A 23,774-nucleotide genomic window follows, 5' to 3' on the forward strand; every position below is an offset into this window, starting at 1 on the left:
GTCGATGACGAAAGTTTTAGGATTAACTGGTGGAATTGCCACGGGTAAAACCGCAGTCGCCAAATTATTTCTTGCTCGCGGCGCCGTTGTGATCGATGCAGATCAAGTTGCCCATCAAGTTGTTCAAAAAGGCCAACCTGGTCTGGCCAAAGTGGTCGAAGCATTTGGCACGACTGTATTAACGTCGGCAGGTGAGTTGGATCGCGCGAAGCTAGGTAAAATTGTTTTTGCGGACGCTCATCAGCTTGAATTACTTAACGCAGCGACCCATCCGTTGATCCGTGAACAAATTTTGGCGGCGATTGCCGATTATCAAGCTCAAGGATATCCGCTGGTGGTTGCGGATGTGCCCCTATTATTGGAGTCGGATTATCGATCGATCTGTGATGCGGTTTTAGTCACAGACATACCACTTGATATGCAAGTTCGGCGGGTCATGTCTCGTGATCATTTGACTAGCGAAGCGGCTCAGCAACGGATCAACTCCCAACTGGATCGCAGGGCTCGTTTGGACGCTGCAGATTTCGTCATAGATACTTCTGGCAATCTTGTCCAACTCGAATCGACTTTCGATGAGCTTTGGGAGAGCGATAAGTTTCAAAAATTTTTAATTTCTTAGACGTTGTCGAATTGCTTGCAACCCGAAATAAATAGTGTTAAAAATACCGCGTCGATTTTGAACGCGGTATTTATTTGGAAGGGTCGTAGATTTGCGCGTGAACTCATCGCACTCTTTTTGGCAATGGGGTATAATATGATTAAAAGAGAACTGTAAATGAGGGGTGTGCCATGCAATGTCCACGTTGTCATCATAATTCGTTAAAAGTTGTCGATAGTCGTCCTGCAGATGAGGGACGTGCGATCCGTCGGCGTCGTGAATGTGAGAACTGTAATTATCGGTTTACCACCTTCGAGCGGATCGAGCAAACACCGTTATTGGTTGTTAAGAAGGATGGTACTCGCGAAGAATTTAACCGTGAAAAAATTATGCGCGGTCTAGTTCGTGCAGCAGAAAAACGGCCGATTACGATGGACCAGATGACTGAGATCGTCGATAAAATCGAACATGATATTCGTCAAACTGGCGAGAATGAAATTCGTTCCGAAGATATCGGTGAATTAGTGATGAAATATTTAGCCGCGGTGGATGATGTTGCCTATATCCGCTTTGCAAGTGTTTATCGTCAATTCAAAGATATGAATGTGTTTATGAAAGAGGTCCAAGAAATGATGGCCAGGGAGAAAGATAGTGACTCAAAGCATGAAAGCTGACTTAGCCATCGATCCGCAACTTGGCTATTTTTTAGTTCGCGCGGATCATTGGAGCGACTTGAAACAACGCGTGCTCACTAAGCTATACCAGCCTTTGCTAGATCCGAATGCTTTTACACTTTACTTAACGCTGTGGAGCGAGGTCGATGATCATCAACTGATTTCTCAGCGATCGGCTCATTTCAGATTATTCGATTTAGTGGGCTTAGATGCGCCGACATTTTTACATGCTCGTCAGGAATTAGAAGCTTGTGGTCTGATGAAGACGTTCAAGCAACATGACACTTTGGGTGATTATTTAATTTACCAATTGTTTGCCCCATTAGCGCCAGCAAAATTTTTCCAAGAAGAAATTTTAGCCACTTTTTTACTCGAAAAAGTTTCACGCGCCAAGTTTATGGCTCTACAACGTGAATTTCAGTTACCGGACGTGAGCGTGCACGCAAATCAGGAAATTACCGCTGGATTTTTAGACGTGTTCCATTTATCAACCAGCGCACTTTTAACACCACCTGCAGAAGTACACGCGGGGGCTGCCAAGTTCAAAGACAATCAACCGACTGCGTATGTGGGCGAAATCAGTCCGGCGGAATTAGCAAGTTTCGATTGGGAAACATTGATTGCGTTAGTCGGTCGTCAACAAATCGAAGAGTCAGAAATTTTGACGCATAAAAACGATATTTATGGTTTGCAAAAATTCTATGGATTCACGGTGACGGATATTGCCCGGTTGATCGGACGTAGTATCAATCTCGAAACCAACAAAATTAATTTCAATATGCTGGAAGAACGGGCGTTGGCTTTGTATCAGCAATTAAATCCGACTGAATCTAAGCCGACGAATGAACCAGCTGAATCTGTGAAACCGGCGAGTGTCCAAGGCTTCTCAGAAATTCAATTAGACTTGTTGAAACGAGCCAATGAGCTAACACCGGCAGATTTTCTCCGTGAAACAAAACAGCGCCAGCAATCTTATGCAGCTGAAAATGAATATCGCAACGTGAAGAAGCTGCAACAACGCGGCGTCTTGAATGATGCGACGATCAATATTATGTTGAACACCGTTTTGTCGAGCTATACCACGCTAACGCAAGCGTTGATCGATACTTTTGCGCAAGATTGGTTGAAACAAGGCATCAAAACACCCGAAGCTGCGTTGAAATATCTGGCACAGAAACAAACCGCACCGCTCAAACAACAACATCGTTCGCAGAAACGTCAGCAACCCGCGGGTGTCACGCCTAATTGGTTTAAAAAAGGCACGCAAGATGCAGCGGCCAATCAGACAACAGATTCCAAGCAACGCCAACAAATTGCACAGAAGCTAGCCAATCTGAATAAGACGAGTCAGCAACGGGGTGAATAAATGCAAAACATCAACGATTTTTTCAAAAAATATTTAGCACAAAATCAATTTACAACGAGTTATCGTCAGCTGATCAATCAAGCCTTAGCCGATCCTGATGTGCAGGCTTTTTTAAAGGTGCATCAAGATGAACTCCATGAAGAGACCATCGAGAAATCTGCGGCGGCGATCTATGAATTTGTGACCATTAAAAAAGGTCATTCTGACGATGAAACGATTTCTGCGGCCGGTTATGAACCAGTTTTGCAGATGAATAATGGGGATATTGAAGTCGGCTATCGGCCAACAGCAAAATTAGTTGATCAACGCCAGGCGGCCGCACAGGCAGATCGTATCAAGGTCGTGAATCTACCTAAAGACTTAGCAGATGTGACCTTCGATGATTATTCGCAGAAATTTGCAGGGCGGATGACGGCGTTTGAGGCTGCCATTGATTTAACCACGCAATTGATCGGGCGCGAAACGTCGGAGACTTATGTGAAGGGCGTTTATTTAAGTGGCCCATTTGGTTTGGGTAAGACGTTCTTACTGGGTGCGATGGCCAACAACATCGCCAAAAACGGCATTACCAGTACACTCGTTCATTTTCCGACCTTTGCAGTTCAAATGAAGCAGGCAATTAATGACCACAAGGTTTGGCAACGACTACAAAATTTAGAGGAGACGCCAGTATTGATGATCGATGACATCGGCGCCGACGCATTGAGCCCGTGGATCCGCGATGAAGTCTTGAGTGTGATCTTACAGTATCGGATGCAAGAAAGACTGACGACTTGCTTCACGTCTAACCTGAGTATGTCTGAATTGCAAGCTTATTTGAGTCAGACGAATCAAGGAGTCGATGAGATCAAATCGGCGCGGATCATGGAACGAATTCATTTTCTAGCAACAGAATATCAGATGACGGGACCAAATCTACGACAAGAAAACCTAACTCAAGAATGATCTAACAAGTTTCAACAGTTTCCAACTTTCCAGATAGTTTTTTACATTTTTTCTTTCAAAAAGCTTGCACCGATAATTCACTTGTGCTTTAATGATTCATGAAGATACCACAGATTAAGTTGAATCGTTCAGAGAGAAAAGTCTTGGCTGAAAACTTTTCCGTTTCATCAATTTGCGACCACTTCGAATCAATTGGCTGATCTCTTTATCGATCATCAAGAGGGTATTGTGTCTGACATAATACTGAATTCGGGTGGAACCGCGTTAAATAAACGTCCCTAGGTCATCATTTATTGATGGCTTAGGGATTTTTTTGTGGCAAATAATAGGAGGACGAAAAAATGGCAGAAATTTCATTAACTTTTCCAGATAACAGTCAGCGTCAGTTTGAAGCAGGCTCAACAACATTAGACGTTGCCAAAAGTATTGCGAGCAGCCTGGCTAAAAAAGCCGTTGCGGGTCAATTAAATGGGACTTTAGTTGATATTGAACAACCATTGACTCAAGACGGTAACTTTCAAATTTTAACCAGCGATGATGCAGAGGGTCTCAAAGTTCTACGGAACACGGCGACGTTTGTGTTAGGTGCTGCTTTGAAGAAAATTCATGCGGACATTCATTTTGGCGAGCATCAATCAAGCGACGATGGTTTCTATCTCGATACCGATCGTGCGGCTGGTCAAGTGACCGTCACTGAATTACCTGAGATCAAAAAAGTAATGGCGAAGATTATTTCGGCCAACCAACCAATCGAACGCCGTGTCGCTGATAAAGCAGATTTATTAAACGAGTTCAAAGACGACCCTTATCAAGAATCATTACTGAATGCACAAGATGCCGTTCAAGTTGCCGTTTATCAATTAGGTAACTACACCAGTTTTGGTGATCGTGCTTTACTCAAGAGCTTAGCACCTTTGAAACATTATGAATTATTATCGGTTGCCGGTGCTTATTGGCAAGGCAAGTCAAGTAATCCCATGCTACAACGGATTTACGGGACTGCATTCTACAAGGCACCTGAATTAGAGGCAGATTTGAAACGTCGCGCTGAAATTAAAGAGCGTGATCATCGGACGATCGGCCGCGACTTGGACCTATTCTTTGTTGATCCAGAAGTTGGTGCAGGCTTACCATATTGGATGCCAAATGGTGCTACGATCCGTCGCGTGGTTGAACGCTATATTATCGACAAAGAAGTTGCCAATGGCTATCAACATGTTTATACGCCAGTATTGGCTAACTTGAATTTATACAAGACGTCTGGTCACTGGGCACATTATCGTGAAGATATGTTTCCACCAATGGACATGGGTGACGGCGAATTTCTAGAATTACGGCCCATGAATTGCCCATCTCATATCCAAATCTACAATCACCATAATCGTTCATATCGTGAATTACCGATCCGTATTGCTGAATTGGGGATGATGCACCGTTACGAAAAATCTGGTGCCTTATCCGGTTTGCAACGTGTCCGTGAAATGACTTTGAATGATGGTCATACTTTCTTGGCACCTGAACAAATTCAAGATGAATTCAAGAGCGTTTTGAAAATGATGATGGAAGTTTATGATGATTTCAATATTACCGATTACACTTTCCGTTTGAGTTATCGTGATCCTGCCAATACTGAAAAGTATTTCGATGATGATGAGATGTGGAATAATGCTCAGGCGATGTTGAAGCAAGCCATGGACGACCTTGGCTTAGATTATTATGAAGCAGAAGGCGAGGCCGCATTCTATGGTCCTAAGCTAGACGTTCAAACGAAGACAGCCATGGGCGGCGAGGAAACCATGTCGACGATTCAATTAGACTTCATGTTGCCAGAGAAATTCCAACTCACTTATACAGGTGCAGATGGTCAAGAACATCGTCCAGTCATGATGCATCGTGGTATTGTTGGCACGATGGAACGTTTCGTTGCTTATTTGATGGAAATGTACAAGGGGGCTTTTCCAACCTGGCTCGCACCAGTGCAAGTTGAAGTTATCCCTGTTAACTTGGATCTGCATACCGATTACGTTAAAGACATTCAGAAACAAATGGCTGCTAAAGGATTACGTGTCAAAGTCGATCTACGTAATGAAAAGATGGGTTATAAGATCCGTGAAGCACAAACACAAAAGGTGCCATATACTTTAGTTGTCGGTGATCAAGAATTAGCCGATCAAAGTGTTTCGGTTCGTCGTTACGGTGAAAAGGACGCTGCGGATGAACCACTGCAAGAATTTATTCAAAGTGTTCAAGCCGATGTCAACAATTACAGTCGTACGACTGAAACCTCTGCTAATTCAAGCATCGAAGCAAAGCTTGACAAGTAAACTGGCAGTTGGTATACTAATTAAGTTGAATTAAGCAGAAGTTCCCGCTTCTCACCCACGCTTCAGGCCTCTGGGTTTATAGACGTTAGTTAATTTGCTGATGAATCTTCACGCTGCGGGTGCTTTTGTGCCCGCAGTTTTTTTATGTTCTTGGGTTTTGACGATAAACGTCGTCAATTACATTTGGAGGTGGCTTCTCATAGCAAAAGATTTAATCGTTAATGAAAACATTCGTGCACGCGAAGTTCGTTTGATCGGTGCCGATGGTGAACAACTAGGTGTGAAACTTAGAGCTGAAGCTGTTCGTCTAGCCGATGAAGCAAGTCAAGATTTAGTTTTAGTTTCGCCGAATGCAAAACCACCAGTTGCAAAAATCATGGACTATGGTAAGTATCGATTCGAGCTCCAGAAGAAAGATCGTGAAGCTCGTAAGAAACAAAAGGTTGTTAACGTCAAAGAAGTTCGTTTAAGTCCATCAATTGGTGAGAATGACTTTAATACTAAGCTTAATAATGCACGTAAGTTTTTAAGCAAGGGTGATAAAGTTAAAGTTTCGATCCGCTTCAAAGGACGCGCAATCACCCATAAGGATGTCGGACGTAAGGTGCTTGAACAGCTTGCTGAACAAGCTTCTGACGTTGCCAATGTTGAGGCGCATCCCAAGATGGATGGCCGTAGTATGTTCTTAATGTTGGCACCAAAAGTTAGTAAATAAAGCTTTATTCGACATCAGATTAATTTAGGAGGATTTTTTCATGCCAAAGCAAAAAACACATCGCGCTTCTGCAAAGCGTTTTAAGAAAACGGCAAGTGGCCAATTAAAGCGAGGCCACGCTTACACAAGTCACCGTTTCCACGGCAAGACGAAGAAACAACGTCGTCAATTAAGCAAACCAGGTATGGTTTCACATAGCGACATGCGTCGTATTCGTCAAATGCTTTCACAAGTTCGTTAATACTTGTGAACCTGTTAAATTAAGCCAGAAAGTACTCAAGGAGGAAATTAAATATGCCACGTGTAAAAGGCGGTACTGTTACCCGCAAACGTCGTAAGAAAGTTCTTAAATTAGCTAAAGGTTATCGCGGTGCTAAACATTTACTTTTCAAATCAGCTCATGTTCAATTAATGAACTCATATCACTATGCATTCCGTGATCGTCGCCAAGTTAAGCGCGAATTCCGTAAGTTATGGATCGCACGGATCAATGCTGCAGCTCGTATGAACGAATTAAGCTACAGCAAGATGATGCACGGTTTGAAATTAGCTGGTATCGATATCAACCGTAAAATGTTAGCTGATATTGCCGTTACAGATCCAGCAGCTTTCACCGAAGTTGCTAACCAAGCAAAGTCAGCTCTGAAATAAATATCAATGAGATAAACAATGATTATTTTGGTCATTGTTTTTTCTTTGTCTAAAAGTGGACCAGGTTTTTTTTTGATCATTTGCGTTCGTGTTTACAAGTAAAATCGTCGAGAAATTAGGGCGCATTATGCTATACTGGATTGTGAATGGGAGTGATGCTATGGCTATTGCGACATTTAATTTTTATTCGCAGAGTCTTAAGAAACAAACACAGTTCAATGTTTATTTACCTACACAATTGCAAAAGCAGCAGCCCGTATTATTCTTGTTGCACGGTATGGGTGATAATCAAAATAGTTGGCTAGATAATAGTTCTTTATCGCGTTATGCGAATGAATATCCGTTTGTGATCGTGATGCCGGATGCTGGGCGAAGTTATTATGCAAACACGGCCTATGGTGCCAACTACTGGGATTATTTGACAGTTGAATTGCCCACCTATTTGCAGACTTGGCTAAAGCTTGATCTGTCGAAAAAAAATACGTTTGTTGCTGGTTTATCAATGGGTGGCTACGGTGCTTTTAAATGGGCGCTAAGAAATCCAGATCGAATTGGCGCAGCAGTCAGTTTTTCGGGTCGCTTGGACATTGGATCATCATGGAATGAGCGTATCGAGAATTTTCAGCATATCTTTGGCAGCCAAGCTAGCTTTCAAGATAGTCAGAGTAATTTACTCAATTTGGTAGCTGATCGACGAGTGCGTCAATTACCACTGTTTCAGTTGATTGGAACTGATGATCAGCTGCTGGAAAACAATCGAACTTTCCACACATTTGCGCGACAATCTCTGGATAAACTGGATTATCGTGAACAGACTGGTAATCATGATTGGAATTTCTGGGACACTTATTTACCAACGGCATTGCGGTGGTTAACTGAGCAATATCGACTACTCAATCGCTAAATCAATTAAGACACACACTTTAATGGATGATGGAGGTTTCTTTATGAGTTTAACTGATACTTATACCTTAAATAATGGCGTTAAGATTCCGGTGGTCGGTTTTGGGACTTGGCAAACACCAGATGGTAATGTGGCATCGTCAGCCGTTTTAAGCGCCTTGAAAGCTGGGTACCGTCATATTGACACGGCCACTGCGTATGGCAATGAAGAGAGTGTTGGCCAAGGTATTCGCAAGAGCGGCCTGCCTCGCGATGAAGTTTTTATTACGAGTAAATTATGGAACAAAGATCATGGTTACCAAGCAGCCAAACAAGCAATTGATTATTCGTTGATGCAACTCGGTATCGATTATTTAGACCTTTATTTGATTCACTGGCCCAATCCAGTGGCATTTCGTGATCACTGGCAAGATGCTAATGCTGAATCTTGGCGGGCAATGGAAGAAGCCGTTCAAGCAGGCAAAATCCGAGCAATTGGTGTTTCAAATTTCCATCCTCACCATTTAGATGAATTGTTGAAAACAGCGACAATTAAGCCAGCCGTCAATCAAATCTTTCTGAACCCGAGTGACTTGCAGCCTGAAGTCACAGCTTATAATCAGAAACATGATATTTTAAGTGAGGCATACAGTCCACTTGGCACTGGTAAAATTTTCAAAATCAGTGAGCTGCAAGACATCGCCGCTAAATATCAAAAGACAGTTGCACAAGTTGTTTTAAAGTGGAGTCTCCAACATGGATTTTTACCATTACCAAAATCAGTTCATCAAGAACGGATCGTTGAAAATGGTCAGCTGTTTGATTTCACATTGACAGATGCTGACATGATAGTAATCGATGGGTTCCATGGACAAGCCGGGCTAGCAACAGACCCCGACACGATCACTTGGTAAAGTAATTCTTTATTGAGAATTGGCAAAATAAAGTCACAGATAATACAGGTCAATGAAAAAAGCCGTGATATTTGAGTTGGAGCACTTAACTCCCAAATATCATGGCTTTTCATTATTTTACAATTATTAATTGACCCAAACGACGAGCTTTCCTTGGTGATGTGACTCAATCAACTCATGAGCCTTGACGATTGCTTCTTGTTCAAACGGAAATGTTTGTTGAACGGCTAGTTGCAGAGGATGCTCCGCTAAAAAGTCGCTCCAAAAAGCAAAGACATCTGCATCTTTCAAATCTTTGCGGAAACCTACAGCAACCGTATCCACATTTGGCAAGTTTAAATCATCGGGAACACCGGTGAAAAAGACCAGTTGACCGTTTTCTTTAACGAGTTGTTCACTTAAGTGCTGATCTGAACCAGCAAAAATCGTATTGAAAACGACATCTGCTTGATGTTGCCACGTTTCTTCTTCCGGGAGTTGATCATATGCGATGAATTGATCAACCTGTAGTTCTTTTGCGAGCTCTTGGTGACGGCCCTTGGCAACGCCAATCACGCGATGACCTGCGGCGTGCGCAATTTGCGCAATTAAGGAGCCGACTGCGCCGCCTACACCGACGATGCCGATCACATCATTTGATTGGATATTTGCAAAAGCGTGCCAAGCATTGTATGCTGCAATTCCGGGCGTGGGCAAACTAGCAGCCTGTGCCAGATCTAATCCTGCAGGCAACGGCATTATTTTAGCAGTCGTTGCGGTAACATATTCACTATAAGCACCACTTGCACGATGATTGATCACAAAATCGCCGATTTGATAATCATTAACGGCCGTTCCAACTTCAACGATTTTCCCAACTAAATCAGAACCTAAAATATACGGGAATTTCAAGGCACGCTGATCTTGAAAATTACCACGGCGCATTGAGGCATCATAAGGATTGATCGCAAACGCAGACACTTTAATTTTAACCTGATTGTCCTTAGGAATTGGTTCATCTTTGGTGTATTCTTGAATGACAGAAGGTGGTCCATAACTTTGAATGCCAAAAGCTTTCATTTGTATCGCCTGACTTTCCTTAGAGTTGATTATAGCGTACAACATTGGTCACCAAAAGTCTGTTGATTTGATTGAAATGTCCGTTACGCTGTTTCATATTCTGGTTGTGATTGTACTTAGGGACTTTTTCCCTTATAATGAAAGGATATAAATGAGGTGGGTCATGGCGTTGTTTAAACCTAATTGGTTAGTGAATCGAATATATAATTTAACTCCAACAGAATTAAAGCGGCATCAAATCAATGCGATATTAACGGATCTTGATAATACCTTGATTGCTTGGCATGAACCCAATTATTCTGCTGAGTTGCAGGAATGGCTTGAAGTCATGAAACAAAATCATATTCAAGTGATCGTGGTTTCCAACAATCGTAAGAAGCGGGTTGCTCTAGCAGTTTCTGATTTGCATATCCCGTTTATTTGGAACGCTTTAAAACCTTTCCCATTTGGAATTAAACGGGCACTGCGCCACTTTAATCTTGACGCGGAACATACGGTCATGGTGGGAGATCAATTACTCACAGACATTCAGGCGGGGCATTTGGCCGGTGTTAAAACCGTGATGGTTCGTCCAATCGTTGAAACGGATAGTTGGAATACAAAGTTTAATCGCTTCTTGGAAACGAGAATTATGAGACATTATTATCAAAAAAATCCAGAAACAACTTGGCGGGAGCATTTAGATGACTGAAATAACAGATGATTTATATTGTATTGGCTGCGGTGCAAAGCTGCAGAGTGCCGATCCAGAATTAGCAGGATACATTCCTGCCAGTTCGTTGAAAAAGCAACTCGAAGAAAATAATGAAGTTTTTTATTGCCAACGTTGCTTTCGCTTGCGTCATTATAATGAGATTACGGATATTAAAATTGACGACAGTGAATTCACGGATCTACTGAACTCGTTAGGCCAGCAAAAGGCACTGATTGTGAATGTGGTCGACTTATTTGATTTCGATGGTAGCGTGATTCCTGGATTACATCGATTTGTCGGTGATAATCCAGTGATCTTAGTCGGTAATAAGGCGGATCTTTTACCTAAAAGTGTTCACCGTCCTAAAATATTAAATTGGTTGCAACAACAAGCTGCCAAAGAAGGCTTGCACCCTGTTGCAACACTCTTGACTAGTGCTAAGAAGTTATATCAAGTCGACGAATTACTCGCAACTATTGAGAAACAACGGCATGGTCAAGATGTTTATGTGGTTGGGACGACAAATGTGGGTAAGTCAACGCTTATCAACGCAATTATCAAGCAGACGTCAGGACCCAACGATATGATCACAACGTCTCGTTTTCCCGGGACAACGCTAGACCAGATTCAGATTCCATTAGCTGATCATCATTCTTTGATCGATACACCCGGAATTATTAATGGGACTCAAATGGCTCATTTCTTGGATCCTAAAGAATTGCGCTTTGTCAGTCCTCAATCTGAGTTGCGGCCACGTGTGTTTCAATTAACACCACCACAAACTTTATTCCTAGGTGGACTCGTCCGTATCGATTTCTTAGGTGGGAAGCGAAGCAGTCTGATTGTCTATGTTGAAAACAATCTCTTGGTTCACCGTACGAAAACAGAGACTGCAGATGAGTTCTATCAACGTCAACGCGGGAAATTATTAGTACCACCTGCTGATCCAGATAAATTACCTGCATTCAGATCACATGAGTTCACGACTAAAGACGCACAGGATTTAGTTATTGCTGGATTGGGCTGGATTCGCTTGCCAGCAAGCAGCCAATTTCGTGTGCTGATTCCCGAAGGCGTGAATTACAGTTTACGCACGCCGATCGTTTAATAAGGAGAAATAAAGATGTTAACAAGTAAACAGAAACGATTTTTGAAATCACAGGCAAATCAAATGCGACCCATCGTTCATGTTGGTAAGAATGGTGTCAATGAGGCCTTAGTGACAGATTTGAGCCAAACGATTGAAACTCATGAACTTTTGAAGATCAATATTTTGCAGAATAGTGATCTGACACCAGCCGAACTGAAGGCTGCTCTGACGGACGCAATGCCCAGCATGACCGTTGTACAAATTTTAGGCCGAGTTCTAACGGTTTTCCAACCGGCAAGACTCGAGAAGAATCGGAAGTTGTCTGAAAAAGTGAAATCAATCAAATGAAACAAACTGAAATAAAAACACCCGTACAAACAAAAGTGCAAATGCAAACGCCTAAGTTATCTCGCCATCCAGTGGGGATTATGGGTGGTACCTTTAATCCCATCCATCTTGGTCATTTGATTATGGCTGACCAAGTGATGTCACAGCTGAAGTTGGAGAAAGTTTTATTTATTCCAGACGCTCAGCCGCCACATCAAGATGAGAAGCTGACGATCGATGCTAAAGATCGCGCAGAAATGGTTGAATTAGCAATTCAAGGACATCTCGGGTTTGAATTAGATTTGTTGGAAATCGCGCGTGGTGGGAAAAGTTATACCTACGATACGATTGTCGATTTGAAGAAACATCATCCTTTGTCTGATTACTATTTAATTCTTGGTGCTGATATGATTGCCTATTTACCGACTTGGCATAAAATTGACGAATTGGCACAACTGGTCACTTTTGTGGGTGTGAAACGTCCTGGTATCAAGGTAGAAACCAAGTATCCGGTAATCTGGGTCGATACACCCGAGATTGCGCTAAGCTCTACGAAAATTAGAGATTTAGTTGCACGCCATTGCTCCATTAATTATTTGGTACCTCAAAAAGTACAGCAATACATTCGGGAAAAGGGGCTTTATCTTGGCAAGTGATTATGATCCACAACTTTTTCAAGAATTGGTGCCACACACCCATGAGGAAGTCGTTGCAGCTTTAAAAGAACATTTAGGTGATTACCGATTTCAGCATTGTCTTCGTGTTGAGAAGCAAGCAATGACCATTGCGGAGACGGTCGGTGCAGATGTGACGCGTGCGGGGATTGCCGGTTTATTGCATGATTATGCCAAGGAACGTACCGATGAAGAATTTCAAGTCATGATCACTGCGCAACATTTATCTGCGGACCTTTTGGATTATGGAAACGCCATTTGGCATGGTGTCGTCGGTCGATATTTCGTCGAGCAAGAACTCGGAATTCACGATGAGCCGATCCTCCAAGCCATCGGTCGTCATACGATTGGTGATCCACAGATGACCACGCTTGACAAAATCGTCTTTGTTGCTGATTATGTTGAACCTGGTCGGGATTTCCCTGGCGTAGAAGATGCCCGAGCGGCGCTAGCAATTGGCTTGGATCAAGCAGTTGCTAAGGAATTACAGGAAACAATTTTGCATTTAGTTCAAAAGCAAAATAAGATTTACCCAACAACTTTTGCAACATATAATGAATTAGGAACTAATTAGGAGGATTTTTTTGGCAAATAGTGAAGAAATTTTAAAAACTGCGGTTAAGGCCGCGGATGATAAGAGTGCAGAAGAGATCGTCGCGTTAGATATGCGTAATGTTAGTTTATTGGCCGATTATTTTTTGATCATGCATGCAGGTTCAGAACGTCAGGTTGAAGCCATTGTGGATGAAATTCAGAAAAAAGTCGAAGCACTCGGCGGTGTCGAAGGACATGTTGAAGGCAAAAAAGGCTCAAAATGGGTCTTGATCGACTTTAAAGACGTTGTTGTCCATGTATTTGTGGAGGAAGAACGTCGCTTCTATAATCTTGAAAAGTTATGGGCAGATGCACCAGAGGTCGATCTAAAGGACTGGATCGCGGAATAATGTATCAGACCTTTGCCTATTATTATGATCTGCTCATGGATAAAGACCTTTATTTGAAATGGAATCAGTTTACGCAGCGTCATTTTGGGCCATTATCGAATCGGAAAATTTTGGATTTGGCCTGTGGAACAGGTGATTTGGCCGTCTTATTTGCTCAGGAAGGGGCACGGACTTATGGTGTGGACCTTTCTGAAGAAATGTTGACGATTGCTTCAGAACGCAGTATGGAGGCTAATCAACAGATAACGCTCTTACAAGGTGACATGTTGAACTTGAACGACGTAGAAATCACCGATTTAGATGTGGTGACTTGTTTCGATGATTCGATCTGTTATTTAGCTGATTCTCAAGCCGTTTCCCGGTGTTTCGAACAAGTTTATCAAGTTCTCAAGCCAGAGGGCACCTTTTTATTTGACGTACACTCACTGTATCAGGTCAATGAAGTTTTTCCAGGGTATATGTATAATGAGCATGATCAAGATTGGGCGTTTATGTGGTCTAGTTATTCAGGAGACGAGCCTGATAGTGTCTCGCATGATTTAACTTTTTTCGTGTGGCGTGATGAACTAGAGGCTTATGAAGCCTTGAATGAAGAGCACTTTGAACGTACCGATTCAATTGCGACGTATCGACAACTTTTAGAAAAAGCCGGGTTTACGCAGATTGAAGTTTATGGCGGGTTTGATGATGAATCCGTCACAGAAACGACGCCACGATGGTTCTTTACGGCGAAGCGAGGTGCTTGATGAAGGCTTGTGGTGTGATTGCAGAATACAATCCATTTCATAATGGGCATGCCTACCAATTAACACAAGCACGTGAGAAAGCTCACGCCGACGTGATGGTCGTAGTCATGTCAGGCAATTATGTGCAACGTGGTGAGCCAGCAATCGTGGATAAATGGCAGCGTGCGCGAATGGCGTTAACCAATGGTGCAGATCTCGTGATCGAATTACCTTTTGCAATTTCTAGTCAACCAGCAGATCGATTTGCGGCCGGTGCGTTACAAATCTTAGACGCACTCAATTGTCAGACCCTTGCATTTGGTGTCGAAAAAAGCGAGTTTGACTATAAGACGTTGCTCAATGAAATTGCGCCGAAATTGAAACGACCACAGTTTACGGTCAATTATACTAAAACTTACGCTACACAGTGGAATGACTTTTTAGAGGAAAAACTGGGTCAGCGGATCGAGAAACCTAATCAGTTATTGGCACTGAGTTACGCATACGCGAATGCTCAATTAGACCGGCCACTTGAATTATTGCCGATCACCAGAATTGGTGTTGCACACGATGACTTGAATTCAACGGCATCATATGCCAGCGCAACGGCTATTCGTCAACTTTTGCTAGCAGGAGAAATGGAATCTGTTGCAAGATTTGTGCCTTACGATTTGAGCCTATTTTCAGACAAATTATTAAGTTGGCAAGATTTGTGGCCTTATTTGCATTATGCTTTAAATGTTTCCTGGCCGCAGGAGCTTACGCCAATTTATCAAATGTCGGAAGGTTTGGAATATCGTTTCTGGCAACAAAATCAAAAAAGTACAGATTTTGATCAGTTTTTGCAACTGGTGAAATCAAAACGCTACACTTATGCTCGTTTACGACGATTAGCTCTCTATACAGTTCTGCAGGTGACTGCCGCCGACATCACAGCTGCGTCTACGGTGGATCAACCAATACGTGTGCTCGGATTCAATTCTGTGGGTCAAGCCTACTTGCGCGAACTTAGAAAAAATAATGCCGCTCATTTGATCACCAAAGTGACCGCGGATCTTGGTAAGCCCTCAGGCTCTCTGGGATTGCAGGTGCGTGTTGATCGGCTGATTGAACAGCTGACGGGCGTGGAACAGAATTTTCGTCAGCACATCATCATGATTAAATAAAGGAGTAAGAAAATGTCTCTCAAACTGACTTCAGAGCAGTTATTAAGGTTACAACACGAAACATTACATCTCGATGAGCAAGCTGATTTATTCGACTCGTTGAAAAAAAGACTACCAGATTTGATTAGCTCTACTTCGTTACACGTGGTGGGAACATTACGCAATGATGGATTGGGTTGGGTCAGTGATCTCAAGGTAACCGGTACGATCACGCTACCATCTACACGCAGTCTGGCACCAGTTGAATTACCAGTCGATTTAAATATCGAGGAACTTTATGTTTTACCGGCGGATCTGCCATCACAAGATGAGTTGGAAGAGATGGATCAAACGGTCATTACGATTGAAGATGATTTGCTTAATTTAGAAGTTGCGATTGAAGATCATATTATTTTAATGATCCCAACGCAGATTTTTTCTGAAGATGAGATTGCCAATCAAACGATGCCGGCTGGTGAGGGTTGGACGGTAATTTCAGAAGATCAATTTGCAAAAGTGGCTGAAGAAAATGCAGAGCAACCAAATCCGGAGTTTGCAAAACTAAAGGATTTATTTAAAGACGAAGATGAATAAGCCAGCGCACTCTTTTCTTTCATTTTTTGTTATTTTTTGATAACATTAACTTAGGCTTTGTCTGAAAACACCTGCCTGGTTTTTCTGAAATCGATGAATGGGAACCATCGGGAAAACTTGTTAGTTGTTTTCAGACAAATCTGATTAAATTATGGAGGCATTATTAATGGATAAACCACAAATTGGCGTCATTGGCATGGCTGTCATGGGCAAGAATCTTGCCTTGAATATTGAGAGTCGTGGTTACACTGTCGCAATTTTTAACCGAACTGGTAGCAAAACTGAAGCTGTTGCAAAAGAACACAGCGATAAGAAGTTGGTGCCAAGTTATAAGATCGAAGACTTCGTTGCTTCACTTGAGAAGCCACGTCGTATCATCATGATGGTTAAAGCCGGTGCTGGTACAGATGCCGTTATCCAGGAATTATTGCCATTACTTGATAAGGGCGATGTTTTGATTGATGGTGGTAACACCTTCTTCAAGGATACAATGCGTCGTAATTCAGAACTCGATAAATCAGGAATCAACTTTATTGGTATGGGTGTTTCCGGCGGTGAATTAGGTGCCTTGCAAGGCCCTTCAATGATGCCAGGTGGCCAAAAAGAAGCTTATGATCTAGTTGCACCAATTCTCGAACAAATCTCTGCAAAAGCTGAAGATGGTGCTCCTTGTGTTGCTTACATGGGCGAAAATGGTGCCGGACACTATGTCAAGATGGTTCATAATGGTATCGAATATGGCGACATGCAATTGATTTCAGAAAGTTACAGTATTCTTCGTAACGTTTTAGGCCTTTCCGTTGAAGAAATCGCTGATATTTTCAACGAATGGGACCAAGGCGAGCTGAAGAGTTACTTGATCGAAATTACGGCGGATATTTTAACTCGTAAGGATGATTTAGGTACTGGTAAGCCAATCGTTGATGTTATTTTGGATGCTGCAGGCAATAAGGGAACTGGTAAGTGGAGTTCACAAGATGCCCTTGAAGTTGGCGTGCCCCAATCATTGATCACTGAAGCTGTTTATGCTCGTTACATTTCTGCTCTTAAAGATGAACGTGTTAATGCCAGCAAGATTTTATCTGGTCCTAAACCTGAATTCAAAGGCGATAAGAAAGCTGTTATCGAACAGATTCGTCGTGCCTTGTACTTCAGTAAGGTCATGAGTTACGCTCAAGGTTTCGAACAGATGTTATTTGCTTCTAAGCACTATGACTGGGATCTTGATTTCGGTAAAATTGCTTCGATCTGGCGTGCAGGTTGTATCATTCGCGCACAATTCTTGCAGAAAATTACCGATGCCTATGATCAGGACAGTAATTTACAAAACTTGTTGTTAAACCCATACTTCACAGATATTACCAAGAATTATCAATCAGATGTTCGTGATGTTGTTGGTTTAGCTGTTCAAAATGGTGTGCCTGTTCCTGGATTTAGTGCTGCTATTTCTTATTACGATTCTTATCGTGCTGAAGTTTTACCAGCTAACATTGTCCAAGCACAACGCGATTACTTTGGTGCTCATACGTATCAAAGAACTGACCGTGAAGGGATTTTCCATTATACGTGGTACGAAGAACAATAGTCATTCCAGATGATTTAGTCGAAGCCTATTTATAATCAACAATCGTTGATTATAAATAGGCTTTTTTTCTAACGAGGTGTTGGAAAAATGTGGAGAGTTGCATTTTTTCGAATTAATAACGTTTGCCATTTTTGTATTCAATTACGACGATTTCATGAGACAGATGGTTGACTTTTCTGATAAATTCTAATATATTAGAAGAATATGAGAATAAGTTAGCTTAATATGCTCGATTAATTATCAAAAATATCTAATCTTGCATTTATGATGGGGGTTGTCTAAATTAGACACGCGTAAAAAAATTTTAATTATCGAAGACGAAAAAAATTTAGCTCGTTTCTTAGACTTAGAATTATCACATGAAGGTTATGAAACTAGCGTTGAAGGTAACGGCCGCTCTGGATTAGACTTGGCATTGAGTCAGAACTGGGACGTTATTTTACTTGATTTAATGTTGCCCGATTTAAATGGTTTTGAAGTTTGTCGGCGCATTCGTAAAGAAAAGTCGACGCCAATTATCATGGTCACCGCTAAGGATTCTGTTTTGGATCGGGTTGCTGGATTAGATGATGGCGCAGATGATTATTTAGTTAAGCCATTTGCCATCGAAGAATTACTCGCGCGTTTACGTGCGCTGATTCGGCGTTCAGAAGCTGGTCAGCAAACTAAAAAGGCAGAGCAGCAACAAATTGTCTTTCGCGATTTGATTATCGAACCGCAAACACGGACAGTTATTCGTGGTAACGAAATTATTCAGCTTTCTAAACGTGAATCTTCTTTACTGTTGATTCTGATCGAAAACGCGAATACGGTTGTTGCCCGTGATGAACTACTCAAGAATGTTTGGGGGTACAACGAGGAAGTTGCGACGAACGTCGTCGATGTTTATATTCGTTATTTACGTAATAAGATCGATCGTCCTAACCGCCGCAGTTACATTCAGACCGTTCGCGGTACTGGTTATGTCATGCACTCGTAGGTGATTTTTTGAAAAAAGAAACGCAACAAAAACCTAAAAAAAAGTTTCGTTTCACGCTAAGAATTAAATGGTCGTTGGCTGTTGGCCTGACCATTTTTTTGACGTTCATGGTTTTCGCCAGCTTGCTCTACGCGTCCTTTTATAATAATTTGTTGACGCAGGAGAAACAGTCGACCCAAGAGACTGCCAAACTGATTACCGATCGTTTGGGTACGATCAAAGGCAATTTAAAGAGCGATGACGTGCTTCCGTTGATGATGCCTGAATACTACAGTGGCGATGAACAGGATGCGGCTACCAAGCTCTCACAAGATTCTATCGTCAATCAATTGTCTCGGGCGGATCTGAGTATTGCAATTTTTGATCGGCAGGGCAAGGAAATCTTTTCATCACAAAAGGCAACCGTTAAATTCAAGCGAGTTGGCAATAATAAGCAGCAGATGATCCGTTCTGATGGTCGCTCAGTTATTGTGACGACGATGCCCGTTTACGAACGACCAAACTATCAATTAACCGGCTATGTGTTCATTGTTAATCGCATGGATAACGTGCGACGCTCTGCCGATGAATTACGTTTGCAAATGTTCGTTCTGATCGTCGCCGCTGTTTTATTTAGCGGGTTTATTGGTTATTTGATTGTTTCGCGGCTTTCGAAGCGAATCCGCATTATTTCGGATACCATTGAAAAAATCGATCGCTCACCAGAATCAACGGCTAGAATTCCGAAATTATCTGGTAACGACGAAATTAATGATTTGGCAACACAATTTAATGCGATGTTGGATCAAGTCCAAAGATATATTGAACAGCAGAAGGAATTCGTGGGCGATGTGTCACACGAGTTACGAACGCCAGTCGCGGTGATACAGGGGCATCTGCAACTGCTCAATCGTTGGGGCAAAGATGATCCTGAAGTTTTAGCCGAATCGTTGGCTGCCGCCACTCAAGAAGCCAATCGAATGAACTCATTGATCGAAGAAATGCTTCAGTTAACGCGCGCCGAACAAGTTGAGCAGAAGAATGTTCAAGAAGTGACGGATGTGCGGGAAGTGATCATGCAGATCATCGATAACATTCAGATGCTTCACCAGGATTTTTCGATCATGAGTGATATTGAAATGGATGATGAAGTTTCAGTCCGAATGAATCGCAATCACCTGGAACAAATTCTCGTTATTTTGTTAGATAATGCGATTAAATATTCTGCCGATCGCAAAGAGATTCATGTGAGTGCCGATAGTGATCAGCAACAGATCATGATCTTGGTTCAGGATTTTGGGATGGGGATCACGCCCGCAAATCAGCAGCGTATCTTTGATCGTTTCTATCGCGTGGACAAGGCACGTTCGCGTGAACGAGGCGGTAATGGGCTAGGGCTTTCAATTGCCTATCGTTTAGTCAAGGCATACGGTGGTCAATTGACTGTCGAAAGTGTTGAGGGTTCTGGATCGATCTTTAAAGTTGCCTTGCCAGTTATTCGAACAATGAATACATCCGAACCTACCGATAAAAGTAAATCTTGATTCGAGGTCATTAAAAAAACCATCAAATCAGCTAAACGATGTTGTCGTTGCTGATTTGATGGTTTATTTTTTTGCGAAATTATTTTCTTTTTTGTTTGCCGGCATTGCGAGCACGAAGATCTTGGTGAAGTTGTTTTGATTCAACTTTCACGGATTGATCTTGGGCGCTTTCCGCGGTTGCAAAGGTACTTTCATCAACAACAGTCACAATTGGGTGTTCCTTCAATTCTGCATCGACTGCAGCTTTGATCCGCGGTTGAATGACAAAAGTTGTTAAGATTTGTTGAACTAGGATAATGATCCCACCAGCGAGGAAATAAAGGGCTAACGCTGATGGTGCCACGATACTGATGAAGAAGGTCATCCCAGGACTCAAGACGAGCATCATCATCATTTGTTTGCGTTGTGCGGCAGGAATGCCGACTAACGATAATGCACTTTGAGCGAGATAGAATAATGTGGCAATAATGGCGAAAATCAAGCTTGGTTTTCCTAAAGCGACGCCGAGAAAAGTTTGCTTAGCCAACATCGGTGAAAACTGAACGGCTTGATATAAGGCTGCAAAAATTGGTAATTGGATCAGCATCGGCAAGCAACCCATGGCGCCGGTCATACTTAAATTATTTTTTTGGTACACTTCCATCGTTAATTGGCTGTACTTGGCAGCATCTGCCGTACTTGCGCCAGCACGATGTTTTTGAATCAAATCGATTTGTGGACGAACGGCATTCATCTTTTCGGTTTGGCGAGTCGATTTTTTAACCTGATTCAACATGATCGGTAGCAAAATTAAGCGAATGACCAAAGTGATCACGATAATTCCCCAACCATAACCGTTGACACCACCGATCAAATTGCCGACCCAGAGGAGCAGCTTTTGCATCGGAACCGCTAAATATTTATAAATTGAACCGTAAAAGAATCCAGTTGGTGCTTTTAAATTCTGGTACTGGTTAGCACATCCGCTTAGGACAAGTAATAGGACGGCGAACATGCTGACCAAAATAATCAGTTTTTGCTTTCTCTTCATAAAAAAATCCCTTTCTACACTTCTCAAAAAACAACTATACCTAAAGTTACAAGAGATTTCCAGTGTTATCAGGGATATTAGTGGATTATTAAAAATATTGTGTGTACAAAATGACAAAATAAGGTCAACTGACTCGAAATTTCCCTAACGCTGATTCGGCACTGATTTCGTTTTCCTCAACGCGCTCAACGTGACCGCTGGGTGTGGGTGAAGCTTTGACTGCCGCAATGAATTCTTGAAGATTATTTTCTTCACCACTGGCTTCAATATAAACACTGCCGTCATCGTTGTTAGTCGCTAAGCCGACAATATTTAACTGGTCGGCCACCATTTTTGTCATCCACCGAAAGCCGACGCCTTGAACACGACCATGAACCGTTAATGAAACGCCACGACGCATAAATATCACCTCGAAAATAAATTTGATTGATTAAGAATGGGACATCAAGTGATCACCTTTATCTTAGCAAAATGTTTTTTTTAGTACAACAGAAGTGTTTGTCGGTCGAATAATCTGGTATGATAGAAAGCAATAAGTGAGGGAAATTATGCAAAAAATCGAATCGACTAAAAATGAACAGATCAAACAGATCAATAAATTAAAACAAAAGAAATATCGCCAACAAACGAATACTTATTTGTTGGAAGGATGGCACGTGATTAAAGAGGCGCTGACTCATCAGCCAGCCGAAATTTTAACGCTGTTGATGACGAATGATCACTTTGAAGAAGTTGATCCGTTTCTAGTCAACGCCAAATTTGCCGTATTACAAATTAGTCCGCAGATCGCCGAGATACTAAGTGATACGGTACACACTGATGGTATCTTTGCCGTAGCTAAGTTGCCAGATCCGCAAAAAATTGAGTTAGACATCGAAAAACCATGGTTAGTTTTGGACCACATTGCTGATCCAGGTAACGCTGGTACTATGGTGCGAACTGCAGATGCTGCCGGCTATGCGGGTGTCGTTTTTTCTGCTGGTGCGATCGATCCATTCAATAGCAAAGTCGTTCGTGCCATGCAGGGGAGTCAATTTCACTTGCAGGTTTTGCAACTCGATGATTTAGAAGCGTTTTTGACGGCACAGCGGAAAAAAGGGTATCGATTATTTGGAACGCTGGTTGATGATAGCGCCACGGATATTCGTGAGGTGACTTTGAAAGATCAGCATTATGTGTTGATGATGGGGAACGAAGCACACGGCTTGTCGCCAGAATTAGCAGAGATTGCCAACGACAATCTATATTTGCCGATTTTTGGAAATGCAGAGTCTTTAAACGTGGCGATTGCGGCGGCCGTGATCATGTATCAATTACAAATGAAACTGTAACTTATTAAAGGTAAGCAAAATAGTTTCTTTTTTCGAAAAAAGTTGCTACAATTGTTCTTAATAACATTGTTGGAATACGAAAAGCAAGGGAGCTTGTACATGACAGAGGATCAACCTTGGCAACAAGATCAAGACTATCTGGCTTTAGTCGATGATTTATTATCTACGCCGCAAGTGCAAAAGTTGGCTGAGTATACACAGCATCACTACACTGATCGTTTACAACACAGTTTGCGAGTTTCTTATTTCAGCTATTTAATTGCGAAAAAACAACATCTTGATTATCGAGCAACCGCACGCGCAGGGTTACTTCATGATTTGTTCTATTATGATTGGCGTACGACGAAATTTAGTTCGGGCACACATGCTTACATCCATCCGCGAATTGCCTTGCGGAATGCCGAGCGATTGACCGATCTCTCGCCAAAGGAAAAAGATATTATTATTAAGCATATGTTTGGCGCAACCATGGCTTTACCGAAGTATCGAGAAAGTTGGATTGTTTCAATGGTTGATGATTATGTTGCTGTCAAGGAAGTTTCTGTACCATGGAAAGGTGTTCTCAAACACCGGCTGCTAAAGCAGTTTTCATTCATCAAGCATTAAGACGATGATTTAGTTTAGGAGGAATGGCAATGCTTCAAGAGCATTTATTCGCGACCAGCGTCGAATCTGACGAACCCTGTCAAATTTGTCCACGCTTTGAAAAAACGTTTGAATTATTAGGCAAAAAATGGAACGGTTTGATCATCAGCGTACTTTGCGAAAATGATCAATTACGCTTCAAAGATTTAGCAAAATCAATTACAAAATGTTCCGACCGAGTTTTAGTCGAACGTTTAAAAGAATTAGAAAATGAAGAAATTGTCACGCGAGTTTCTTCCTGTGAAGGTCATCAGGTAACCTATTCATTAACTGAAAAAGGGCGTGCACTGATGCCAGTGATGGATGCTGTTCATGACTGGGCAGATCAATGGGAACCCGTTGCGTCATAAAAAGAACTGA

Annotated in this window: 28 protein-coding genes; 25 read left to right on the top strand and 3 right to left on the bottom strand. The window is 42.1% G+C overall.

Annotated elements, in window-relative coordinates; genetic code table 11:
* Positions 1 to 4 precede the first annotated feature (4 nt).
* The 10 genes from coaE (at position 5) to EKM67_RS04515 (ending at position 9,069) form a co-directional block, all read left to right on the top strand.
* On the top strand, positions 5 to 619 hold the full coding sequence (gene coaE / locus EKM67_RS04470) for a dephospho-CoA kinase (RefSeq protein WP_164506563.1): 615 nt from the start codon (positions 5 to 7) through the stop codon (positions 617 to 619).
* Positions 620 to 789: 170 nt separating this feature from the next.
* Positions 790 to 1,272, top strand: coding sequence for a transcriptional regulator NrdR (gene nrdR / locus EKM67_RS04475; protein ID WP_125577699.1), 483 nt, complete (start codon positions 790 to 792; stop codon positions 1,270 to 1,272).
* Entirely contained in the window at positions 1,250 to 2,638 is a 1,389-nt protein-coding gene (locus tag EKM67_RS04480; protein ID WP_125577701.1) for a DnaD domain protein, read from the top strand. Before nrdR ends, EKM67_RS04480 begins: the two co-directional genes overlap by 23 nt.
* Complete coding sequence (gene dnaI / locus EKM67_RS04485; protein WP_125577703.1) at positions 2,639 to 3,583, top strand: primosomal protein DnaI; 945 nt, start codon at positions 2,639 to 2,641, stop codon at positions 3,581 to 3,583. It begins immediately after the preceding gene.
* 341 nt (positions 3,584 to 3,924) lie between these two features.
* The gene (gene thrS, locus EKM67_RS04490; RefSeq protein ID WP_125577704.1) at positions 3,925 to 5,907 is read left to right on the top strand and encodes a threonine--tRNA ligase; all 1,983 of its coding nucleotides are present in this window, start codon (positions 3,925 to 3,927) and stop codon (positions 5,905 to 5,907) included.
* Between the two features lie 181 nt (positions 5,908 to 6,088).
* Positions 6,089 to 6,622 carry a translation initiation factor IF-3 gene (infC, locus tag EKM67_RS04495; RefSeq protein WP_225417314.1) on the top strand — a complete coding sequence of 178 codons (534 nt, stop codon included), beginning with the start codon at positions 6,089 to 6,091 and terminating at the stop codon, positions 6,620 to 6,622.
* Between the two features lie 40 nt (positions 6,623 to 6,662).
* On the top strand, positions 6,663 to 6,863 hold the full coding sequence (rpmI, locus tag EKM67_RS04500; RefSeq protein ID WP_125577709.1) for a 50S ribosomal protein L35: 201 nt from the start codon (positions 6,663 to 6,665) through the stop codon (positions 6,861 to 6,863).
* 53 nt (positions 6,864 to 6,916) lie between these two features.
* Positions 6,917 to 7,273, top strand: coding sequence for a 50S ribosomal protein L20 (gene rplT, locus EKM67_RS04505; protein ID WP_125577711.1), 357 nt, complete (start codon positions 6,917 to 6,919; stop codon positions 7,271 to 7,273).
* A 160-nt stretch (positions 7,274 to 7,433) separates the two neighbouring features.
* Positions 7,434 to 8,177 carry an alpha/beta hydrolase gene (locus tag EKM67_RS04510; RefSeq protein ID WP_164506564.1) on the top strand — a complete coding sequence of 248 codons (744 nt, stop codon included), beginning with the start codon at positions 7,434 to 7,436 and terminating at the stop codon, positions 8,175 to 8,177.
* Positions 8,178 to 8,220: 43 nt separating this feature from the next.
* Complete coding sequence (locus EKM67_RS04515; RefSeq protein ID WP_125577714.1) at positions 8,221 to 9,069, top strand: aldo/keto reductase; 849 nt, start codon at positions 8,221 to 8,223, stop codon at positions 9,067 to 9,069.
* A gap of 126 nt (positions 9,070 to 9,195) precedes the next feature.
* Here the strand turns inward: EKM67_RS04515 and EKM67_RS04520 are convergent, their stop codons facing one another.
* Positions 9,196 to 10,128, bottom strand: coding sequence for an NADP-dependent oxidoreductase (locus tag EKM67_RS04520; RefSeq protein ID WP_164506565.1), 933 nt, complete (start codon positions 10,126 to 10,128; stop codon positions 9,196 to 9,198).
* A gap of 163 nt (positions 10,129 to 10,291) precedes the next feature.
* Here EKM67_RS04520 and EKM67_RS04525 point away from each other — a divergent pair, with 163 nt between their 5' ends.
* From EKM67_RS04525 to EKM67_RS04580, 12 genes are all read left to right on the top strand, one after another.
* Positions 10,292 to 10,819 (top strand): YqeG family HAD IIIA-type phosphatase, encoded by a 528-nt coding sequence (locus tag EKM67_RS04525; protein WP_225417310.1) that lies wholly within the window; start codon positions 10,292 to 10,294, stop codon positions 10,817 to 10,819.
* The gene (gene yqeH / locus EKM67_RS04530) at positions 10,812 to 11,930 is read left to right on the top strand and encodes a ribosome biogenesis GTPase YqeH (protein WP_125577720.1); all 1,119 of its coding nucleotides are present in this window, start codon (positions 10,812 to 10,814) and stop codon (positions 11,928 to 11,930) included. Before EKM67_RS04525 ends, yqeH begins: the two co-directional genes overlap by 8 nt.
* Before the next feature lie 15 nt (positions 11,931 to 11,945).
* Complete coding sequence (locus EKM67_RS04535) at positions 11,946 to 12,260, top strand: YhbY family RNA-binding protein (protein WP_125577722.1); 315 nt, start codon at positions 11,946 to 11,948, stop codon at positions 12,258 to 12,260.
* A complete protein-coding gene (locus EKM67_RS04540; RefSeq protein ID WP_125577724.1) occupies positions 12,257 to 12,895 on the top strand; it encodes a nicotinate-nucleotide adenylyltransferase in 639 nt (212 codons plus the stop codon). Before EKM67_RS04535 ends, EKM67_RS04540 begins: the two co-directional genes overlap by 4 nt.
* The gene (gene yqeK, locus EKM67_RS04545) at positions 12,885 to 13,487 is read left to right on the top strand and encodes a bis(5'-nucleosyl)-tetraphosphatase (symmetrical) YqeK (protein ID WP_225417311.1); all 603 of its coding nucleotides are present in this window, start codon (positions 12,885 to 12,887) and stop codon (positions 13,485 to 13,487) included. Before EKM67_RS04540 ends, yqeK begins: the two co-directional genes overlap by 11 nt.
* A gap of 10 nt (positions 13,488 to 13,497) precedes the next feature.
* Positions 13,498 to 13,857, top strand: coding sequence for a ribosome silencing factor (gene rsfS / locus EKM67_RS04550; protein WP_125577727.1), 360 nt, complete (start codon positions 13,498 to 13,500; stop codon positions 13,855 to 13,857).
* Entirely contained in the window at positions 13,857 to 14,603 is a 747-nt protein-coding gene (locus tag EKM67_RS04555) for a class I SAM-dependent DNA methyltransferase (RefSeq protein WP_225417312.1), read from the top strand. Before rsfS ends, EKM67_RS04555 begins: the two co-directional genes overlap by 1 nt.
* Positions 14,603 to 15,748: a nucleotidyltransferase gene (locus EKM67_RS04560; RefSeq protein WP_125577729.1), complete on the top strand. Its 1,146-nt coding sequence runs from the start codon at positions 14,603 to 14,605 to the stop codon at positions 15,746 to 15,748. Before EKM67_RS04555 ends, EKM67_RS04560 begins: the two co-directional genes overlap by 1 nt.
* A 12-nt stretch (positions 15,749 to 15,760) precedes the next feature.
* The gene (locus EKM67_RS04565) at positions 15,761 to 16,321 is read left to right on the top strand and encodes a YceD family protein (RefSeq protein ID WP_125577732.1); all 561 of its coding nucleotides are present in this window, start codon (positions 15,761 to 15,763) and stop codon (positions 16,319 to 16,321) included.
* A gap of 166 nt (positions 16,322 to 16,487) precedes the next feature.
* Positions 16,488 to 17,906, top strand: coding sequence for an NADP-dependent phosphogluconate dehydrogenase (gene gndA, locus EKM67_RS04570; RefSeq protein WP_125577733.1), 1,419 nt, complete (start codon positions 16,488 to 16,490; stop codon positions 17,904 to 17,906).
* A gap of 274 nt (positions 17,907 to 18,180) precedes the next feature.
* Positions 18,181 to 18,885, top strand: a complete 705-nt coding sequence (locus tag EKM67_RS04575) for a response regulator transcription factor (protein ID WP_125577735.1) — start codon at positions 18,181 to 18,183, stop codon at positions 18,883 to 18,885.
* An 8-nt stretch (positions 18,886 to 18,893) separates the two neighbouring features.
* Positions 18,894 to 20,408 carry a sensor histidine kinase gene (locus EKM67_RS04580; protein WP_125577737.1) on the top strand — a complete coding sequence of 505 codons (1,515 nt, stop codon included), beginning with the start codon at positions 18,894 to 18,896 and terminating at the stop codon, positions 20,406 to 20,408.
* A gap of 79 nt (positions 20,409 to 20,487) precedes the next feature.
* Here EKM67_RS04580 and yidC read toward each other — a convergent pair whose 3' ends face one another.
* Together yidC and EKM67_RS04590 are read right to left on the bottom strand one after the other, a co-directional pair.
* The gene (gene yidC / locus EKM67_RS04585; protein ID WP_125577739.1) at positions 20,488 to 21,438 is read right to left on the bottom strand and encodes a membrane protein insertase YidC; all 951 of its coding nucleotides are present in this window, start codon (positions 21,436 to 21,438) and stop codon (positions 20,488 to 20,490) included.
* A 124-nt stretch (positions 21,439 to 21,562) separates the two neighbouring features.
* The gene (locus EKM67_RS04590; protein ID WP_125577741.1) at positions 21,563 to 21,838 is read right to left on the bottom strand and encodes an acylphosphatase; all 276 of its coding nucleotides are present in this window, start codon (positions 21,836 to 21,838) and stop codon (positions 21,563 to 21,565) included.
* Positions 21,839 to 21,986: 148 nt separating this feature from the next.
* Between EKM67_RS04590 and EKM67_RS04595 the strand changes: the two genes are divergently transcribed.
* From EKM67_RS04595 to EKM67_RS04605, 3 genes are all read left to right on the top strand, one after another.
* On the top strand, positions 21,987 to 22,769 hold the full coding sequence (locus EKM67_RS04595; protein ID WP_125577743.1) for a TrmH family RNA methyltransferase: 783 nt from the start codon (positions 21,987 to 21,989) through the stop codon (positions 22,767 to 22,769).
* Positions 22,770 to 22,868: 99 nt separating this feature from the next.
* On the top strand, positions 22,869 to 23,375 hold the full coding sequence (locus tag EKM67_RS04600) for an HD domain-containing protein (protein ID WP_125577745.1): 507 nt from the start codon (positions 22,869 to 22,871) through the stop codon (positions 23,373 to 23,375).
* Positions 23,376 to 23,404: 29 nt separating this feature from the next.
* Entirely contained in the window at positions 23,405 to 23,764 is a 360-nt protein-coding gene (locus EKM67_RS04605; RefSeq protein WP_379895081.1) for a winged helix-turn-helix transcriptional regulator, read from the top strand.
* Positions 23,765 to 23,774 lie beyond the last annotated feature (10 nt).

The sequence above is a fragment of the Lapidilactobacillus mulanensis genome (assembly GCF_003946215.1).
GTDB lineage: Bacteria > Bacillota > Bacilli > Lactobacillales > Lactobacillaceae > Lapidilactobacillus > Lapidilactobacillus mulanensis.

What these genes read in the sequence shown, in the direction of transcription:
- EKM67_RS04595 (WP_125577743.1), top strand. Translation starts at nt 21,987, where the DNA reads ATGCAAAAAATCGAATCGACTAAAAATGAACAGATCAAACAGATCAAT.
- dnaI (WP_125577703.1), top strand. Translation starts at nt 2,639, where the DNA reads ATGCAAAACATCAACGATTTTTTCAAAAAATATTTAGCACAAAATCAA.
- EKM67_RS04600 (WP_125577745.1), top strand. Translation starts at nt 22,869, where the DNA reads ATGACAGAGGATCAACCTTGGCAACAAGATCAAGACTATCTGGCTTTA.
- EKM67_RS04565 (WP_125577732.1), top strand. Translation starts at nt 15,761, where the DNA reads ATGTCTCTCAAACTGACTTCAGAGCAGTTATTAAGGTTACAACACGAA.
- gndA (WP_125577733.1), top strand. Translation starts at nt 16,488, where the DNA reads ATGGATAAACCACAAATTGGCGTCATTGGCATGGCTGTCATGGGCAAG.
- nrdR (WP_125577699.1), top strand. Translation starts at nt 790, where the DNA reads ATGCAATGTCCACGTTGTCATCATAATTCGTTAAAAGTTGTCGATAGT.
- yidC (WP_125577739.1), bottom strand. Translation starts at nt 21,438, where the DNA reads ATGAAGAGAAAGCAAAAACTGATTATTTTGGTCAGCATGTTCGCCGTC.
- EKM67_RS04525 (WP_225417310.1), top strand. Translation starts at nt 10,292, where the DNA reads ATGGCGTTGTTTAAACCTAATTGGTTAGTGAATCGAATATATAATTTA.
- EKM67_RS04520 (WP_164506565.1), bottom strand. Translation starts at nt 10,128, where the DNA reads ATGAAAGCTTTTGGCATTCAAAGTTATGGACCACCTTCTGTCATTCAA.
- EKM67_RS04555 (WP_225417312.1), top strand. Translation starts at nt 13,857, where the DNA reads ATGTATCAGACCTTTGCCTATTATTATGATCTGCTCATGGATAAAGAC.
- EKM67_RS04535 (WP_125577722.1), top strand. Translation starts at nt 11,946, where the DNA reads ATGTTAACAAGTAAACAGAAACGATTTTTGAAATCACAGGCAAATCAA.
- EKM67_RS04590 (WP_125577741.1), bottom strand. Translation starts at nt 21,838, where the DNA reads ATGCGTCGTGGCGTTTCATTAACGGTTCATGGTCGTGTTCAAGGCGTC.
- thrS (WP_125577704.1), top strand. Translation starts at nt 3,925, where the DNA reads ATGGCAGAAATTTCATTAACTTTTCCAGATAACAGTCAGCGTCAGTTT.
- rplT (WP_125577711.1), top strand. Translation starts at nt 6,917, where the DNA reads ATGCCACGTGTAAAAGGCGGTACTGTTACCCGCAAACGTCGTAAGAAA.
- EKM67_RS04510 (WP_164506564.1), top strand. Translation starts at nt 7,434, where the DNA reads ATGGCTATTGCGACATTTAATTTTTATTCGCAGAGTCTTAAGAAACAA.
- EKM67_RS04560 (WP_125577729.1), top strand. Translation starts at nt 14,603, where the DNA reads ATGAAGGCTTGTGGTGTGATTGCAGAATACAATCCATTTCATAATGGG.
- EKM67_RS04605 (WP_379895081.1), top strand. Translation starts at nt 23,405, where the DNA reads ATGCTTCAAGAGCATTTATTCGCGACCAGCGTCGAATCTGACGAACCC.
- rpmI (WP_125577709.1), top strand. Translation starts at nt 6,663, where the DNA reads ATGCCAAAGCAAAAAACACATCGCGCTTCTGCAAAGCGTTTTAAGAAA.
- EKM67_RS04515 (WP_125577714.1), top strand. Translation starts at nt 8,221, where the DNA reads ATGAGTTTAACTGATACTTATACCTTAAATAATGGCGTTAAGATTCCG.
- coaE (WP_164506563.1), top strand. Translation starts at nt 5, where the DNA reads ATGACGAAAGTTTTAGGATTAACTGGTGGAATTGCCACGGGTAAAACC.
- EKM67_RS04540 (WP_125577724.1), top strand. Translation starts at nt 12,257, where the DNA reads ATGAAACAAACTGAAATAAAAACACCCGTACAAACAAAAGTGCAAATG.
- yqeH (WP_125577720.1), top strand. Translation starts at nt 10,812, where the DNA reads ATGACTGAAATAACAGATGATTTATATTGTATTGGCTGCGGTGCAAAG.